The sequence below is a fragment of the uncultured Pseudomonas sp. genome, from assembly GCF_913774235.1.
In the GTDB taxonomy this organism is placed as follows: domain Bacteria; phylum Pseudomonadota; class Gammaproteobacteria; order Pseudomonadales; family Pseudomonadaceae; genus Chryseomonas.
Genome location: NZ_CAJYDW010000017.1, coordinates 434,984 through 451,737 on the forward strand (window position 1 = coordinate 434,984; position 16,754 = coordinate 451,737).

The 16,754-nt window shown below is 67.7% G+C and carries 12 protein-coding genes; all 12 read left to right on the plus strand.

Going from position 1 to position 16,754, the window contains the following annotated elements; genetic code table 11:
* The first annotated feature begins 128 nt into the window (after positions 1-128).
* On the plus strand, positions 129-3,089 hold the full coding sequence (gene glnE / locus QZ471_RS19070) for a bifunctional [glutamate--ammonia ligase]-adenylyl-L-tyrosine phosphorylase/[glutamate--ammonia-ligase] adenylyltransferase (RefSeq protein WP_295466687.1): 2,961 nt from the start codon (positions 129-131) through the stop codon (positions 3,087-3,089).
* A 112-nt stretch (positions 3,090-3,201) separates the two neighbouring features.
* The gene (gene waaF, locus QZ471_RS19075) at positions 3,202-4,236 is read left to right on the plus strand and encodes a lipopolysaccharide heptosyltransferase II (RefSeq protein WP_295466688.1); all 1,035 of its coding nucleotides are present in this window, start codon (positions 3,202-3,204) and stop codon (positions 4,234-4,236) included.
* The gene (waaC, locus tag QZ471_RS19080) at positions 4,237-5,244 is read left to right on the plus strand and encodes a lipopolysaccharide heptosyltransferase I (protein ID WP_295466689.1); all 1,008 of its coding nucleotides are present in this window, start codon (positions 4,237-4,239) and stop codon (positions 5,242-5,244) included.
* A complete protein-coding gene (locus QZ471_RS19085; RefSeq protein WP_295466690.1) occupies positions 5,241-6,359 on the plus strand; it encodes a glycosyltransferase family 4 protein in 1,119 nt (372 codons plus the stop codon). Before waaC ends, QZ471_RS19085 begins: the two co-directional genes overlap by 4 nt.
* On the plus strand, positions 6,356-7,162 hold the full coding sequence (gene rfaP, locus QZ471_RS19090; RefSeq protein ID WP_295466691.1) for a lipopolysaccharide core heptose(I) kinase RfaP: 807 nt from the start codon (positions 6,356-6,358) through the stop codon (positions 7,160-7,162). Before QZ471_RS19085 ends, rfaP begins: the two co-directional genes overlap by 4 nt.
* Complete coding sequence (locus QZ471_RS19095; protein ID WP_295466692.1) at positions 7,162-7,893, plus strand: lipopolysaccharide kinase InaA family protein; 732 nt, start codon at positions 7,162-7,164, stop codon at positions 7,891-7,893. Before rfaP ends, QZ471_RS19095 begins: the two co-directional genes overlap by 1 nt.
* Positions 7,890-8,645, plus strand: coding sequence for a lipopolysaccharide kinase InaA family protein (locus tag QZ471_RS19100; protein ID WP_295466693.1), 756 nt, complete (start codon positions 7,890-7,892; stop codon positions 8,643-8,645). The genes QZ471_RS19095 and QZ471_RS19100 overlap by 4 nt, the downstream gene beginning before the upstream one ends.
* On the plus strand, positions 8,642-10,063 hold the full coding sequence (locus QZ471_RS19105; RefSeq protein WP_295466694.1) for a lipopolysaccharide kinase InaA family protein: 1,422 nt from the start codon (positions 8,642-8,644) through the stop codon (positions 10,061-10,063). Before QZ471_RS19100 ends, QZ471_RS19105 begins: the two co-directional genes overlap by 4 nt.
* Before the next feature lie 214 nt (positions 10,064-10,277).
* Positions 10,278-12,680, plus strand: coding sequence for a membrane-bound PQQ-dependent dehydrogenase, glucose/quinate/shikimate family (locus tag QZ471_RS19110; RefSeq protein WP_295466695.1), 2,403 nt, complete (start codon positions 10,278-10,280; stop codon positions 12,678-12,680).
* A gap of 222 nt (positions 12,681-12,902) precedes the next feature.
* A complete protein-coding gene (locus tag QZ471_RS19115; RefSeq protein ID WP_295466696.1) occupies positions 12,903-14,645 on the plus strand; it encodes a carbamoyltransferase in 1,743 nt (580 codons plus the stop codon).
* Positions 14,642-15,775, plus strand: a complete 1,134-nt coding sequence (locus QZ471_RS19120) for a glycosyltransferase (RefSeq protein WP_295466698.1) — start codon at positions 14,642-14,644, stop codon at positions 15,773-15,775. Before QZ471_RS19115 ends, QZ471_RS19120 begins: the two co-directional genes overlap by 4 nt.
* Positions 15,772-16,731 carry a glycosyltransferase gene (locus QZ471_RS19125; RefSeq protein WP_295466700.1) on the plus strand — a complete coding sequence of 320 codons (960 nt, stop codon included), beginning with the start codon at positions 15,772-15,774 and terminating at the stop codon, positions 16,729-16,731. Before QZ471_RS19120 ends, QZ471_RS19125 begins: the two co-directional genes overlap by 4 nt.
* Positions 16,732-16,754: the final 23 nt, after the last annotated feature.

A 16,754-nucleotide genomic window follows, 5' to 3' on the forward strand; every position in this document is an offset into this window, starting at 1 on the left:
GCTCGCGAACTCCGAACCACGGACGTGGCGACGGTTCCCGCGTGGACCAGGTGGTCCGTCGGAATGTGCCTGAATGGAGGCTTCTGGCGGACTTGGCGAGGTTCGACCGTCCCTGCGCAGGACTGCCCATGATACCGCCCCTTCGTGACGAACTGCCTTCGACTCTGGTCGTAGCCGCCGAACTCGCCGATCGTCGCCTGGCCGATGCCCTGGCCGCCGATCCGACCGCTGCCGCCCAGCAGGCCGGCTGGTCCGCGCAGGTCCGCGAGGAGTGGCGCCGGGTGGCCGCCGTCAGTGATTTCATCGTCGAGCAGTTCTGCCGCTTGCCAGGGCCCTGCCTGGCCTTGCTCGACAGCGGGTTGCTGCACCGGGCGCTGGCGCCGGGCGAGATGGCGCAGCGTTTGCGCGAGGCTTTAGCGGACTGCCCGGACGAGGCGGAGCTGGGACGGCGCCTGCGACGCTTTCGCATGTTGCAGCAGGTGCGCATCGTCTGGCGCGACCTGACCCGCCAGGCCGACCTGGTGGAAACCTGTCGTGACCTGAGCGACCTGGCCGATGCCTGCATCGACCAGGCCTGTGCCTGGTTGTACGCCCAGCAGTGTGCCCAGTTCGGCGTGCCGACCGGCCGCCATAGCGGCCAGCCGCAACAGCTGGTGGTGCTGGGCATGGGCAAGCTGGGCGCGGGTGAGCTGAACCTGTCGTCCGACATCGATCTGATCTTCGCCTATGGCGAGGCGGGGGAAACGCATGGCGCGCGGCGCGAGCAGGACAATCAGGAGTTCTTCACCCGCCTCGGGCAGCGTCTGATCAAGGCGCTGGACGCCACCACGGTGGATGGCTTCGTGTTCCGTGTCGACATGCGCCTGCGACCCTACGGCAGCGCCGGTGCCCTGGTGCTCAGCTTCGCCGCCATGGAGCTCTATTACCAGGACCAGGGCCGTGACTGGGAACGCTACGCCATGATCAAGGCGCGGGTGGTCGGTGGCGACCAGGCCAGTGGCGCCGAGCTGCTGACCCTGTTGCGGCCCTTCGTCTATCGCCGCTACCTGGATTTCTCCGCCATCGAGGCGCTGCGCAGCATGAAGCAGCTGATCCGCCAGGAGGTGCGGCGGCGCGGCATGACCGACAACGTCAAGCTGGGCGCGGGCGGCATCCGTGAGGTGGAATTCATCGCCCAGGCCTACCAGCTGATCCATGGTGGGCGTGACCCGGCGCTGCAGCAGCGGCCACTGCTCAAGGTGCTGACCAGTCTGCGTGAGCGTGGCTATCTGCCGGCAGCGGCCGAGGCCGAATTGCGCGAGGGCTACTGCTTCCTGCGCTATGTCGAGCATGGGCTGCAGGCCGTCGCCGACCAGCAGACCCAGACCCTGCCGGTGGATCCCCTAGGCCGGGCGCGGGTGGCTTTCCTCATGGGCTACGCCGACTGGGAAGAATTCAATGCGGCGCTCGATGGCTGGCGTACGCGTGTCGACTGGCATTTCCAGCAGACCATCGCTGATCCAGAGGAGGAGACCCAGAGCGCCGAGCTGGAAGACAGCTGGTTGCCGCTGTGGGAAGACCTGCTCGACCCCGAGGAGGCTCTGGCGCGGCTGCGCGAGGCGGGCTTCCAGGCGCCGGAGCAGGCGCTGGAATTGCTGGCCAGCCTACGCGCCAGTGGTCAGGTACGCGCCATGCAGCGCGCCGGGCGCGAACGCCTGGATGCCTTCATGCCGCGCTTGCTGGACGCGGTCAGCGCCGACGAGCAGCCTGACCGGGCGCTGGAGCGGGTGCTGCCGCTGGTGGAGGCGGTGGCACGACGCTCCGCCTACCTGGTGCTGCTGAGCGAGAATCCACCAGCCCTGGCGCGGCTGCTGGAGCTGTGCGGCGCCAGCGCCTGGGTGGCCGAGCAGATCGCCCGTTATCCGGCACTGCTCGACGAGCTGCTCAACGAGGGGCGGCTCTACCATCCGCCGCAGAAGCCGGAGCTGGCCGCCGAATTGCGCGAGCGCCTCATGCGGCTGCCCGAGGAAGACCTGGAACAACAGATGGACGTGCTGCGCCACTTCAAGCGCGCCCATAGCCTGCGGGTGGCAGCGGCCGAGATCGCCGGCAGTCTGCCGCTGATGAAGGTCAGCGACTACCTCACCTGGCTGGCCGAGGTGATTCTCGAAGAGGTGTTCGCCCTGGCCTGGCGCCAACTGGTGCAGCGGCACGGCACGCCGCAGCGGCGCGATGGTTCGCTCTGCCAGCCGGATTTCATCATCGTCGGCTACGGCAAGGTCGGCGGCATCGAACTCGGCCATGGCTCGGATCTCGATCTGGTATTCATCCATGACGCCGATCCCCAGGCCGAGACCGATGGTGCCAAGCCGGTGGATGGTGCCCAGTTCTTCAATCGCCTGGGCCAACGCCTCATCCACCTGCTCACCACCACCACCCCGGTGGGCACCCTCTACGAGGTGGACATGCGGCTGCGGCCGTCCGGCGCGGCGGGGCTGCTGGTCAGCTCCCTGGAGGCCTTCGAGCGCTACCAGCGCAGTGAGGCCTGGACCTGGGAGCACCAGGCGCTGGTGCGCGCCCGGGTGGTCGCCGGCTGTCCGCGGCTGGGCGAGCGTTTCGCCGCCGTGCGGGCCGCGGTGCTGGCGCAGCAGCGGGAGTTGCCGGCGTTGCAGGCCGACGTGGCAGGCATGCGGGCCAAGATGCTCGACAACCTGGGGACCTCGGCGACCGCCGGTGGGCTGGGCGCCAATGCGCGGGCGGCGACCCAGAGGTTCGACCTCAAGCAGGATGCCGGCGGTATCGTCGATATCGAATTTATGGTCCAATACGCCGTTCTGGCCTGGTCGTGGCAGCATCCCGAATTGCTGCGTTTTCCCGACAATATCCGCATCCTGGAATCCCTCGAGGCGGTCGGTCTGCTACCGGCCACGGACGCCATCGCCCTGCGCGAGGTCTACAAGGTCTATCGCGCCGCGCTGCACCGCCTGGTGCTGCAGAAGCAACCGGGCAAGGTGCCGGCCGATGGCTTCCTCGCCGAGCGCGACGAGGTGCGCCGCATCTGGCACGCGCTGGGACTGGACATGGCGTCCGGCAATCCGGCTACTCTTTAGGCCGCCATCAGTAAGGAGAGGCAAGATGTCGATGTCCGAGCGGGACCTTTCGATCAGGCACGGCCTGGTCGTGCCGGAGCCGGCTGGCCGCTAGGTGCCGACGCCTTCGAGCATGAATATTCTGATCATCGGACCCAGTTGGGTCGGCGACATGGTGATGGCGCAGACCCTCTTCGTCTGCCTCAAGCGCCAGCATCCCGACTGCCAGATCGACGTCCTCGCCCCCGAGTGGAGTCGCCCGCTGCTCGAGCGCATGCCCGAAGTGCGTGAGGCCCTGAGCTTCCCCCTCGGCCATGGCGCCCTGGAACTGGCCACGCGGCGGCGCATCGGCCAGCAGCTGCGTGGTCGCTACGACCAGGCGATCCTCCTGCCCAATTCGCTGAAATCGGCGCTGGTGCCTTATTTCGCCGGCATTCCCAAGCGCACCGGCTGGCGGGGCGAGCTGAGATTCGGCCTGCTCAACGATATCCGCACCCTGGACAAGGCGCGCTATCCGTTGATGATCGAGCGCTTCATGGCCCTGGCCTATGCGCCGGGTGCCGACTTGCCCAAACCCTATCCCGAGCCGCGGCTGGCCATCGATCCGGCCAGCCGCGACGCCGCCCTGGAGCGTTTCGGCCTCACCCTGGACCGCCCGGTGCTGGCGCTCTGTCCGGGCGCCGAGTTCGGCGAGGCCAAGCGCTGGCCGGCTGGGCACTACGCTAAGGTGGCCGATGCCCGGCTGCGCCAGGGCTGGCAGGTCTGGCTGTTCGGCTCGCAGAAGGACGCCTCCGGCGGGGAAGAGATTCGCGAGTGGGTCACCCCCGGTCTGGACGACGACGTCTACAACCTCGCCGGGCGAACCTCCCTGGCCGAAGCCATCGACCTGTTGTCTTGCGCGAGCGCAGTGATCAGTAACGATTCCGGGCTGATGCATGTGGCCGCCGCCCTGGACCGCCCGCTGGTGGCGGTCTACGGCTCCACCTCGCCTGGCTTCACGCCGCCGCTGGCGAGCCAGGTCGAGGTGGTACGGCTGGGGTTGGAGTGCAGTCCCTGTTTCGACCGCACCTGTCGCTTCGGTCACTACGACTGCCTGCGCCTGCTGCAGCCGAGCCAGGTGCAGGAGGCGCTCGGCCGCCTGGTCGCCGATCCGGTCGAGGTGGGCTAGATGCGCGTGCTAGTAGTCAAGACCTCGTCCCTGGGCGACGTCATCCATACCCTGCCGGCGCTGACCGATGCGGCCCGGGCCATCCCGGGTATCTGCTTCGACTGGGTGGTGGAGGAGGGCTTCGCCGAGATCCCCGCCTGGCACCCGGCCGTAGGGCAGGTGATCCCGGTGGCGCTGCGCCGTTGGCGCAAGCAACCCTTTTCCGCCTGGGCCAGTGGCGAGTGGGGCGAATTCAAGGATCGCGTGCGCGAGCAGCGCTACGACCGGGTGATCGATGCCCAGGGCCTGCTCAAGAGCGCCTGGCTGACCCGCTACGCGGACGCGCCGGTGGCTGGTCTCGACCGCACATCGGCCCGCGAGCCGCTGGCCAGCCGCTTCTACGACGAGCGTTACCACGTCGCCAAGGGGCAGCATGCCTTGGAGCGGGTACGCCAGCTGTTCGCCCAGGCGCTGGATTATCCGCTGCCGGCGGGCGTGGGTGATTACGGCCTGGACCGGCAGCGCCTGGCCGGGCCCAACGAGACGCCCTATGTGGTCTTTTTGCATGGCACCACCTGGGTCAGCAAGCACTGGCCCGAGGCGCACTGGCGCGAGCTGGCCGAGCGCATGAGCCAGTTGGACTGGCCGGTGCGACTGCTGTGGGGCAACGAGGCGGAGCATGCCCGCGCCGAACGCATCGCCGACGGTCTCGACGGCGTCCAGGTGCTGCCGCGGCTGAATCTGGCCGGGGTGGCCAAGGTGCTGGCCGGCGCCCGCGCCTGCGTGGCGGTGGACACCGGCCTCGGGCATCTGGCCGCCGCCCTGGATGTACCCACCGTCTCCCTCTATGGCCCGACCAGTCCGAAGAAGGTCGGTGCCTATGGCCGCTCCCAGGTACACCTGAGCGCCGTGGGCCTGGACGGCACCGACGAGCCGCGTGACCAGCCGGCCGCGAGCCTGGCCGCCCTGACCCCGAAGCGCGTCGAACTGGAACTGGAAACCCTGCTGTTGGAAGACCTCCCCGCATGACCCTGGCTTTCGTGCTCTACAAGTACTTTCCCTTTGGCGGCCTGCAGCGGGATTTCCTGCGCATCGCCCAGGAGTGCCAGCGCCGTGGCCATACCATCCGCGTCTATACCCTGATCTGGGAAGGCCCGGTGCCGGAGGGCTTCGATGTGCGGGTAGCCAAGGTCAGCGCCCTGTTCAATCACAGACGCAACGAGAAATTCCACGCCTGGTTGCAGGCCGATCTGGCCCGCGATCCGGTGGATCGGGTGATCGGCTTCAACAAGATGCCCGGGCTGGACGTCTACTACGCCGCCGATCCCTGCTTCGAGGACAAGGCCCAGACCCTGCGCAATCCGCTGTATCGCCAATGGGGCCGCTATCGCCATTTCGCCGAATACGAGCGGGCGGTGTTCGCTCCCGAATCGCGCACCGAGATCCTGATGATCTCCGAGGTGCAGCAGCCTCTGTTCGTCAAGCATTACGGGACACCGGCGCCGCGCTTCCACCTCCTGCCGCCGGGTATCGCCGCCGATCGCCGGGCGCCGGCCAATGCCGCCGAGATCCGTGCCGACTTCCGCCGCGAATTCGGGCTGGAGGAGGGCGAACTGCTCCTGGTGCAGATCGGCTCCGGCTTCAAGACCAAGGGGCTGGATCGCAGCCTGCGCGCCCTGGCCTCTTTGCCCAAGGAATTGCGTAGGCGCACCCGGCTGTTCGCCATCGGCCAGGACGATCCCAAGCCGTTCATCCTGCAAGCCAAGGCCCTGGGCGTGAGCGACCGGGTGCAGATCCTCAAGGGGCGCAGCGACATCCCGCGCTTCCTGCTCGGCGCCGACCTGCTGATCCACCCGGCCTACAACGAGAACACCGGCACCGTGCTGCTGGAGGCGCTGGTCGCCGGGCTGCCGGTGCTGGTCACCGACGTCTGCGGCTATGCCCACTACATCGACGAGGCACGCGCCGGCGAAGTGGTACCGTCGCCCTTCGCCCAGGAGACCCTGGATCTGATGCTCGCCGAGTTGCTGGCCGATCCCGAGCGCCGCGCGGTGCAGGGTCGCAATGGCCTGGCCTTCGCCGACAGCGCCGATCTCTACTCGCTGCCCGAACGTGCCGCCGACGTCATCCTGGGGGTGGCATGACCCTGGAATTGCGCGAGCCCTTCGCCAGCCTCTGGGCCGGCCAGGACCCCTTCGTCGCCGTGGAGGCGCTGCAGGGCCAGGTCTACCGTGAACTGGACGGACGCCGCACCCTGCGCACCGAGGTGGCCGGGCGCGGCTATTTCGTCAAGATCCACCGTGGTATCGGCTGGGGCGAGATCGCCAAGAATCTGCTGCAGGCCAAGCAGCCGGTGCTGGGCGCACGCCAGGAATGGCAGGCCATCGAGCGGCTGCATCAGGTCGGCGTGCCGACCATGACCGCGGTGGCCTTCGGCGAGCGCGGCGCCAATCCGGCGACCCAGCACTCCTTCATCATCACCGAGGAGCTGGCACCCACCGTCAGTCTCGAAGACTTCAGTCTCGACTGGGTCCGTCAGCCGCCGGAGCCGGCACTCAAGCGGGCACTGATCGCCGAGGTGGCGCGCATGACCGGCGCCATGCACCGGGCCGGCGTCAACCATCGCGACTGCTATATCTGCCATTTCCTGCTCGATACCGCCCAGCCGGTCACCGTGGCCAATCTGCGGATGTGGCTGATCGACCTGCACCGCGCCCAGTGCCGTGCCCAGGTACCCCGGCGCTGGCGCGACAAGGACCTGGCCGGGCTGTATTTCTCCGCCCTGGGCATCGGCCTGACGCGGCGCGACTTCCTGCGCTTCCTGCGCGGCTACTTCCAGCGGCCGCTGCGCGAGATCCTGCGCGACGAGGCACCGCTGTTGGCGCGCCTGGAGCGCAAAGCCGCCGCGCTGTTGGAGCGCAAGGAGCGCTACGGGGATCTACTCTGATGGCTGACTGGCGGATCGATTCCAGCGTCGCCCATCTTCCCGAGTTCGCCACCCTCGAAGCGGTGTTCGCCCTCGAGGGTGAACGCCTGACCAGCGATCCGCTGTCGGAGGTGATCCGCATCGAGCGCGACGGTATCCGCTACTACGTCAAGCGTTACCACGGTGCCGGCAAGGGGTTGCGGCGCTACGTCGGGCGGCCGCGGGTCAAGGCCGAGTGGCAGAATCTCAAGCGCTTCGCCAAGTGGGGCATCGCCACGGCGCCGGTGGTGGCCTGGGGGATGGAGCGCTCGCCGCGGGGCTTCACCCGCGGCGCCATGATCACCCGCGAGATTCCCGACACCCTGGACCTCGCCGAACTGGCGCGGCGCGAAGATCCGCGGCTACGCGACCGGGTCTGGGTGGACAACGTCAGCCGCCAGTTGGCGGCAGCGACCCGTACCCTCCACGACCATCATTTCGTCCACAACGATCTGAAGTGGCGCAACCTACTGGTGGATGGCCAGGGCGTGCTCTATTTCATCGATTGCCCGGCCGGCGCCTTCTGGGTCGGCCACTGGCTGCGCTGGCGCATCGTCAAGGACCTGGCCTGCCTGGACAAGGTGGCCAAGTACCAGCTGTCGCGCACTCAGCGGCTCAGGTTCTATCTGCAGTACCGCGGGCGCACGCGCCTCAGCGATAACGACAAGGGGCGCATCCGCGAGGTGCTGGACTACTTCAAGGGGCGGGAATGAACGAGGTGTGGGCGGCCGAGGATCGGGCCGTGCTGGCCGGCCAGGGCCTGGACAGCTTCGAAGCGCTGTGGGCGCTGGAGCTGACCGCGGTGGACGAGCCCAACCAGGGGCGGGGCGGCTTCAGCCAGGTGTTTCGCCTGGACGTAGCCGGCCATGGCTACTACCTCAAGCGCCAGCGCGACTACCTGACCCGTACCCTGGCCCGCCCGCTCGGCGAACCGACCTTTGCTCGCGAAAGCCGCAACATCCGGCGCTACGCCGAGCTGGGCGTTCCGGCGCTCGAGCTGGCTTTCTACGGCGAGCGCCGTGACGACCAGGGCTGGCGCGCCATCCTGCTGACCCGCGCCCTGGACGATTGGCGCGACCTCGACAGCTGGCTGCGGGTCTGGACGCACCTGGCGCCGGACGAGCGCCAGGCGGTGCTGGTCGCCGTCGGTGAGCTGGCTCGCCAGCTACACGGTGCCGGCCAGCTGCACGGCTGCTTCTATCCCAAGCACCTGTTCCTGCAGCGCCAGGGCGAGGGACTGGTCGCGCGGCTGATCGATCTGGAAAAGACCCGGCCGCTGCTGTTCGGTCGGCGCGATCGCCTGCGCGATCTCGAACCCTTGCTGCGCCGTGCGCCGCAATGGAGCGAGCAGGACGTCGCCCAACTGCTGGCGAGCTATCTGGAGCAACCGCTGAATAGCGCGGCGGTGCGCGACTGGACGCGCCGCCTGGCCGGGCGGCGTCGGCACAAGGAACGCAAGGCATGACCCTGGAACAACTGGCCAAGGCCGGCCGCGCCCCGACGCTGCCGCTCGGAATCGAACTGCCCACCGGCGAGTTGGAATTGCTGTCGCTGCTGCGGGTGCTGCCCGGCCAGCGCTACGTCGGCGAGGCCCTCTGGCAAGGACGGCGGGTGCTGGCCAAGCTGCTGGTAGGCGAACGCGCTGCCCGCCAATTCGCTCGGGAGCGTGAGGGCTGCGCGCTGCTGGCGGCTGCCGCGGCCCCGACCCCGGCACTCTTGGAGAGCGGCGAGGCAGACGGGCAGGGCGCCTGGCTACTGTTCGACTTCATCGAGGCGGCGCCCAGCGTCGACCAGCTCTGGCAGCAGGTGGCCACCGAGCCACTCTTGTCGCCCGCGCAGGACGAATTGCTCGGCGCCGCCCTCGCCACCCTAGCGCGGCTGCACGCTCAGGGCCTCTGGCAGGCTGATCTGCATCTGGACAATCTGCTGGTCAAGGACGGGACCGTCCTGGTGATAGATGCCGCGGACATCCAGGCCGAGAGCATCGGCCGGCCGCTGTCCCAGGCACGGGTACAGGAAAACCTGGCGGTGTTCTTCGCCCAGTTGCCGGCGGCCTTGGATGCCCAGCTGGAAGAGTTGTTGATCCACTACCTGCTGGTCAACGCCGAGCACGCCCTGCGCCTCGACGCCCTGCTGGCGCGCACCGCCGAGATCCGTCGTTGGCGCCTGGCCGACTACCTGAAGAAGAGCGGCCGCGAGTGCACCCTGTTCGCCGTTACCCGTAGCGCCTTCGGCCTGATCGCCATTCGGCGCCGCTGGCTGGCCGCGCTGGAGGGCCTGATCGTCGATCCCGACGCCGCCCTGGCTGGCCTGCCGACCTTCAAGGACGGCGGTGCCGCCACCGTAGCGCGGGTGCAATGGCAGGGCCATGACCTGGTGCTCAAGAGATACAACATCAAGGGCTTCGGCCACTGGCTGACGCGCTTCTGGCGACCGAGCCGGGCCTGGCACAGCTGGCGCGAAGGGCATCGACTGCTGTTCCTTGGCATTCCCACCCCCGAGCCCTTGGCCGTGCGCGAGCGGCGCTTCCTCGGCCTGCGCGGACGCGCCTATTTGGTGACGCCCTTCGTCGAAGGTCCCAATCTGCTGGAGCGTTTCGCGCCCTATGTCGATTCCGCGCCGCCCGCAGCAGAACTGGACGCCCTGCTGGCACTGGTCGAGGCCCTGCGCCGCGAGCGCCTCGGCCATGGCGACTTCAAGGGCACCAATCTGCTCTGGCACGACGGCCGCTGGCTGGTGATCGATCTCGACGCCCTGCAGGCCTATGACAGCGACCGCGCCTACGCCAGCGCCTATGCCCGCGACCGTGCCCGGCTGCTGCGCAACTGGCCGGTTGGCAGCGCCCTGCACCGTCTGCTTGACGAGCGCCTGCCGCCGGCCTGAACGGCTCCGTTCGATAATCGACCCGTTTCGCTCGAGAATGAACTGACTAGTTAATTAGCTGGCTACCTTTGTGGCAAAATGCCGCAGCCTGAGGGGCCAGCCAGGGCGACCGACCCTTACGTTACGCCCGGCTTCCATAACGAGAACGAGATCCCTATTAGACGAACCCGCCAACGGCGGGCTTCTGGCGTGCATGTATTTCAAGGAGACAACGATGAGTGGCAACGGCGGCGCCTCGAGCGCCTGCAAATTCCTGGTATCCGCCTTGGGCGTACTGATCGCGCTGCTGGGCCTGGCGCTGGGCGGCGGAGGTCTCTACCTCGCGACCCTCGGCGGCAGCCTTTATTTTGTCCTCGGTGGCGCCTTGATGACCCTGGCCGGTGGCCTGATCGCTGCACGGCGGCCCCTGGGCGCCTGGCTGTACGGTCTGTTCCTCCTGGCGACCCTGATCTGGGCCCTGGCCGATGTCGGCCTGGTGTTCTGGCCGCTGGTGTCGCGGCTGCTGATGTTCGGTGCCATCGGCGCGGTGGTGGCCCTGGCCTATCCGGCGCTGGTGCGCAGCCGTGGCGGCGTGGCCGGCAAGGGCGGCTACGTGCTGGCCGGTCTGCTGGCGGTGGCTTGCGCGACGGGCTTCGCCTGGATGTTCAAACCGCAGCCGCTGGTGACTGCCACCACCACGCCGGCCATCACCCCGGTGACGCCCGAGACCGCCCAGAAGGATTGGCGGAGTTGGGGCAACACTACTGCCGGGACTCGGTTCGCCGCCCTGGACCAGATCACCAAGGCCAACGTCGGCGACTTGCAGGTCGCCTGGACCTTCCGTACCGGCGACGTGCCCCAGAGCAACGGTTTCGGCGCCGAGGACCAGGTGACGCCGCTGCAGGTCGGCAATAGCGTCTATCTCTGTACCGCGCACAACCAGGTGTTCGCCCTGGACGCCGACACTGGTGCCAAGCGCTGGTCCTTCGATCCCAAGGCCACCGCGCCCAACTGGCAGCGCTGCCGCGGGGTGGGCTACTACGAGGACGCCCCTGCCGCCCAGGCCAGCGCCGAGGCATCGGCCACTCCCGCCCAGCCGGCGGCCGTCTGCCAGAGACGTATCCTCACCACCACCATCGACGCCCGGCTGTTCGCCCTCGACGCCGACACCGGCAAGCCCTGCGCCGACTTCGGCGACAATGGCATGGTCGACCTCAAGGTCGGCATGGGCGAGGTCAAGCCGGGCTTCTACACCCTGACCGCCGCACCGCTGGTGGCGGGTGACCTCATCGTGGTCGGCGGTCGGGTGGCCGACAACATCGCGGTCAACGAGCCCAGCGGCGTGATCCGCGCCTACGATGTCCACACCGGCAAGCGCGTCTGGTTCTGGGACCTGGGCGGCGCGTCGCCGTCGACGCCGCTGCAACCGGGCAACGAATACCATCGCGCCACGCCCAACGTCTGGACCTCCATGGCCTATGACGCCAAGCTCGGGCTGATCTACCTGCCGACGGGTAATACCACCCCCGATGCCTGGGGCGGCGAGCGTACCCCGGATGACGACAAGTACAACTCCGCGGTGGTCGCCCTGGACGCCAAGACCGGTCAGGAGCGCTGGGTCTACCAGACCGTCCACCATGACCTCTGGGACTACGACCTGCCGTCGCAGCCGACCCTGGTCGACGTGCCGGACGGGCAGGGCGGGACCCTGCCGGGGCTGATCCAGACCACCAAGGCCGGCCAGGTCTTCCTGCTCAATCGCGAGACCGGCCAGCCCATCGCCGAAGTGCGCGAGCAGCCGGTCAAGGCGCCGGTGCCTGCCGTGGATGGCGAGCGTCATTCCCCGACCCAGCCAGTCTCCGTCGGCCTGCCCTCGATCGGCACCGAGACCCTCACCGAGTCGGCCATGTGGGGCGCCACCCCCTATGACCAGTTGCTCTGCCGCATCCAGTTCAAGAAGATGCGCTATGACGGCCTGTTCACCGCCCCCAGCACCGACGTCTCCCTGCAATGGCCCGGCTCCCTGGGTGGCATGAACTGGGGCAGCAACTCCATCGATCCCACCACTGGCTATCTGTTCGTCAACGACATGCGCCTGGGCCTGTGGACGCGACTGATCCCGCGCGCCCAGATGGAGAGCGACAAGGCCGGTGGCGTCGAGATGGGTGCCGCCTCCCAGACCGGCACGCCCTACGGCTCGCTGCGTAACCGCTTCCTCTCGCCGCTGGGCATTCCCTGCCAGGCACCGCCCTACGGCACCATGACCGCCATCGACCTCAAGACCCGCAAGGTCGCCTGGCAGGTGCCGGTGGGTACCGTGGAGGACACCGGTCCCCTGGGTATCAAGATGCACCTGCCGATCCCCATCGGCATGCCCACCCTCGGCGGTTCCCTGGCGACGCAGTCCGGCCTGCTGTTCTTCGCCGGCACCCAGGACTACTACCTGCGTGCCTACGACAGCGGCACCGGGCGCGAGATCTGGCGCGCACGCCTGCCAGTGGGCAGCCAGGGCACGCCCATCACCTATGTCTCGCCCAAGACCGGCAAGCAGTACGTGGTGATCAGCGCCGGCGGTGCCCGCCAGTCGCCGGATCGCGGTGACTACGTGATCGCCTACGCCTTGCCCGACAAGCGCTGATTTCCAGGCGCTGATCCCGCGAAGCCCGCCGGAGCGATCCGACGGGCTTCGTCGTTTCTGCCTTTCCCTCTGAGCTGTCTGGCCACAATGTGCCGTGGCGCGATTACCCCCGGCGGCGGTGAACGGCTATAATTCGCCGTTTTTGAGGCGAGGCGGGCTTGCAGCGGCCTCGCGAAACCCCAGCGAACTCCCCTGACTTCGCCCTGTACAGAGGCTTTACCTGTGTCCCTGACCGTCCTTGGCCTGTCCGGCGCCCTCAGCCACGATCCCTCCGCCGCGCTCTACATCGACGGCAAGCTGATCGCCGCGGTGGAAGAAGAACGCTTCGTGCGCGACAAGCATGCCAAGAACCGCATGCCCTACGAGGCGGCCAAGTTCTGCCTGGAGCAGGCCGGGATCACCCCCGCCGACGTCGACGTGGTGGCCATTCCCTATGCGCCCATCAGCCTGTTCGGCGAAGCCCGCTGGCACTACGCCAAGCGCTACGCCTACGCCCCGGATCGCGCCTTGGACGCCATCCTGTTCGGCAATCGCCGCTACCACCGTTATCAGAAGCGTATCGAATGGTGCCTGGTGCAACTGGGCTTCGACCTGAAGAAGGTCAAGCTGGAAGCCGTCGAGCACCACCTGGCTCACGCCTCCAGTGCCTATCACTGCTCCGGCTTCAGCGAAAAGACCGCCATCCTCGGCATCGACGGCAAAGGTGAGTACGCCACCACCTTCTTCGGCTACGGCGAGAACGGCAAGATCCACAAGATCAAGGAGTTCTACGACCCGGACTCCCTGGGTGGCCTCTATGGCGCCCTCACCGAATTCCTCGGCTTCGAGATGCTCGACGGCGAATTCAAGGTCATGGGCATGGCGCCCTATGGCGATGCCAGCAAGTACGATTTCTCGCGCCTGGCGAAATTCGAGAACGGCGAGCTGATCATCAACACCGACTACGCCAACGTCATCGGCTTCCGCCGCTACAAGGAAAAGGGCAAGGGCTATTACTTCTCGCCCAAGCTCATCGAGTGGCTGGGGCCCAAGCGCGAAGGCGACATCGCCGACGATCCCTACATCCACTACGCTGCCAGCATGCAGGCGCTGTTCGAACGCCTGGCGCTGGAGATGATGGACTACTACCTGGGCGACATCATCCGCGAGACCGGCAAGATCGCCTTCGCCGGCGGCTGCGCGCTCAACGTCAAGCTCAACCAGAAGATCATCGCCCGTCCCGAGGTCAAGGAGCTGTTCGTCCAGCCCGCCTCGGGCGATGCCGGCACCGCGGTCGGCGCTGCCGCCTACGTCTCCCATGCCCGCGGTGTGCCGGTGGAGAAGATGGAGCACGTCTATCTAGGCCCCGGCTACAGCAACGAAGATGTCATCGCCGCCTGCGCCCGCCATCCCAACGCACCCAAGTGGGAGCGGATCGACAACATGCCCCAGCGCATCGCCGAGATCATGGTGGCCGGCAATCCGGTGGCCTGGTTCCAGGGGCGCCTGGAGTTCGGTCCGCGCGCCCTCGGCGGTCGCTCCATCATCGGCTGCCCCAGCGTGCCGGGCGTGGCCGATCGCATCAATGCCCAGATCAAGTTCCGCGAGCGCTGGCGGCCGTTCTGCCCCTCCATGCTCGACACCGTGGCACCGCAGATGCTCAAGGTCGATCATCCCTCGCCCTTCATGACCTTTACCTTCGAGGTCAACGAGGAGTGGAAGAGCCGGGTACCCGAGGTGGTCCATGAAGACGGCACCTCCCGCGCCCAGGTGCTGGAACGCCGGCACAATCCGCGCTGGTACGACCTCATGGTCGAGCTGGAAAAGCTCACCGGCAACGGTGTCTCGCTCAACACCTCGCTCAACCGCCGCGGCGAGCCCATGGTCTGCTCGCCCACCGACGCCCTGAACATGTTCTTCGGCTCGGATCTGCAGTACCTGATCATGGAAGACATCCTGGTGGTCAAGGAGGGGGCTGGCCTATGACGCGTTCCGCCGAACCGCGGGTGCTGCAGTTCTGTCACGGCTACGACGGTCCCTTCCTCGACTGCGCCCGCCAGACCGCCAGCCTCTTCGCGGGCAGCGGCTATCGCGTCACCACGGTCTTTCTCACCGGCACCGCCGATGCCGAGGTGGCGGCCGGTTGCGGCAGCGACGAGGTGCTGTTCCTGGAGTATTCCTCACGGGACGTGCGCGGCCTCAAGCTCGGCGCCATCCAGGCGCTGCGCGAGATCGTCCGCTCGCGGGGCATCCGCTTCATCATCGCCCATCGCTTCAAGCCGATCTGGATCGCCTGTCTGGCCACCAACCTGCCGGTGATCGGCGTCCACCATGCCTTCGGCGACTACGACCGGCTCGGCCGGCGGCTGTTCGCCAAGCTGATGAGCAAACGCCTGAGCCTGCTCGCCGTGTCCGATGCGGTGCGCGATGAGCTCCGCCAGCGCCTCAAGGACTGGCCGGCCGAGCGCATCGAGACCCTCTACAATCGCCTGGACGTCGAGGCGGTGGAGCGCGAACTCTTGCCGGCCGACCAGGCCCGTGCCGAACTCAAGCTGCCCCATGACGCCTGGATCGTCGGCAACGTCGGGCGTCTGCATCCGGACAAGGACCAGGCCACCCTGCTGCGCGGCTTCGCGGCCGCCTTGCCGACCCTGCCGAACGACGCCCTGCTGGCGATCCTCGGCAAGGGCCGCCTGGAAGAGGGCCTCAAGGATCTGGCCCGCGAGCTGAACATCGCCGACCGGGTGCTGTTCCTCGGCCAGGTTGAAGGCGCCCGGCGCTATTTCAAGGCGTTCGACGTCTTCGCCCTGAGTTCCGACCAAGAGCCCTTCGGCATGGTGCTGTTGGAGGCCATGGCCGCCGGCGTGCCCCTGATCGCCACCGCCTGCGGCGGCGCCCGGGAGATCGTCGAAGGGGTGGGCTTCCTCTTCCCCCTGGGCGACGCCGAGGCCCTGGGCCAGGGCCTGCAGCACCTCGGCCGCCTGGCGCCGAGCCAGAAGCGTGCCTGCGTCCAGCACATGCGTGAACGCCTGGCCGAACGCTTCTCCGACGAGGCGGTACGCCGCGAGTTCTGGCGCCTGCCCATGGTCGCCGCCTTCAAGGCCCCGGCGCCGTGAAAGTCCTGTTCCTGGTCCAGAAGGAACAACGCATCCTGCTGGACCACTTCTATGCCAGCATCGCCGCCCAGTGCGACTGCGACCTGCGCTGGCTGAGCGACGAAGAGCAGGCCGACCTGCGCGGCTATTTCCGCCGCGCCGTACCCCAGCCCGAGCAATACGATCGCATCCTGCTGTTTCTGCGTTTCAAGAAGCAGCTCAAGCAGATCGCCTTCATCCGCAGCCTACCCAATCTGGTCGAGCTGGAGCACGACGCCTACCAGAACTTCATCCCCTGCAAGTACACCGGCAAATTCAGCCGCTACTACCGGGCCATCCCCCACATCCGGGTGCTGGTCTCCGGCGCCGGCGTGGCGCGGCGGCTGCAGGAGGAGGGGGTGGACGCCGTCTTCGTGCCCAAGGGCTACGACGACAGCCGCCTGCGTGACCTGGGTATCGAGCGTGACATCGAGCTGGGCTTCGTCGGCAGCCTGGGCAGCGTGGCCTACAGCGGGCGCAAGCAGCTGCTGGAAGACCTGGCCAAGGTCGAGCCGCTGCTGATCACCAAGACCCGCTCGGGCGAGGAATACCTGCAGACGCTCAATCGCATTCGCTTCTTCGTCGGCGCCGACGTCGGCATGGGCGAATACATGATCAAGAACTTCGAGGCCATGGCTTGCGGCTGCCTGCTCTTCACCTATGACCAGGGTGACGAGGAGAACCAGGCGTTGGGTTTCGTGGATGGCGTCAACGTGGTGCTCTATCGCTCGCTGGACGAATTGCGGGAAAAACTCGCCGCACTGCGCGCCGATCCCGCGCGCGCCGCAGCCATTGCTCGCGCCGGAGAGGCTCTGGCGCGTCACTCTTTCGCCTTCGGCCACTTGGGTGAACGCGTGGTTTCGGCTATAACCCCAGCGCTGCGGCCGGCGGTCGCGCCGGGGTTCCTGCAACGCCTGTTGGCCAGGCTGGGACGCTGATGCGCCGCCCTGGGCCCGGCTTT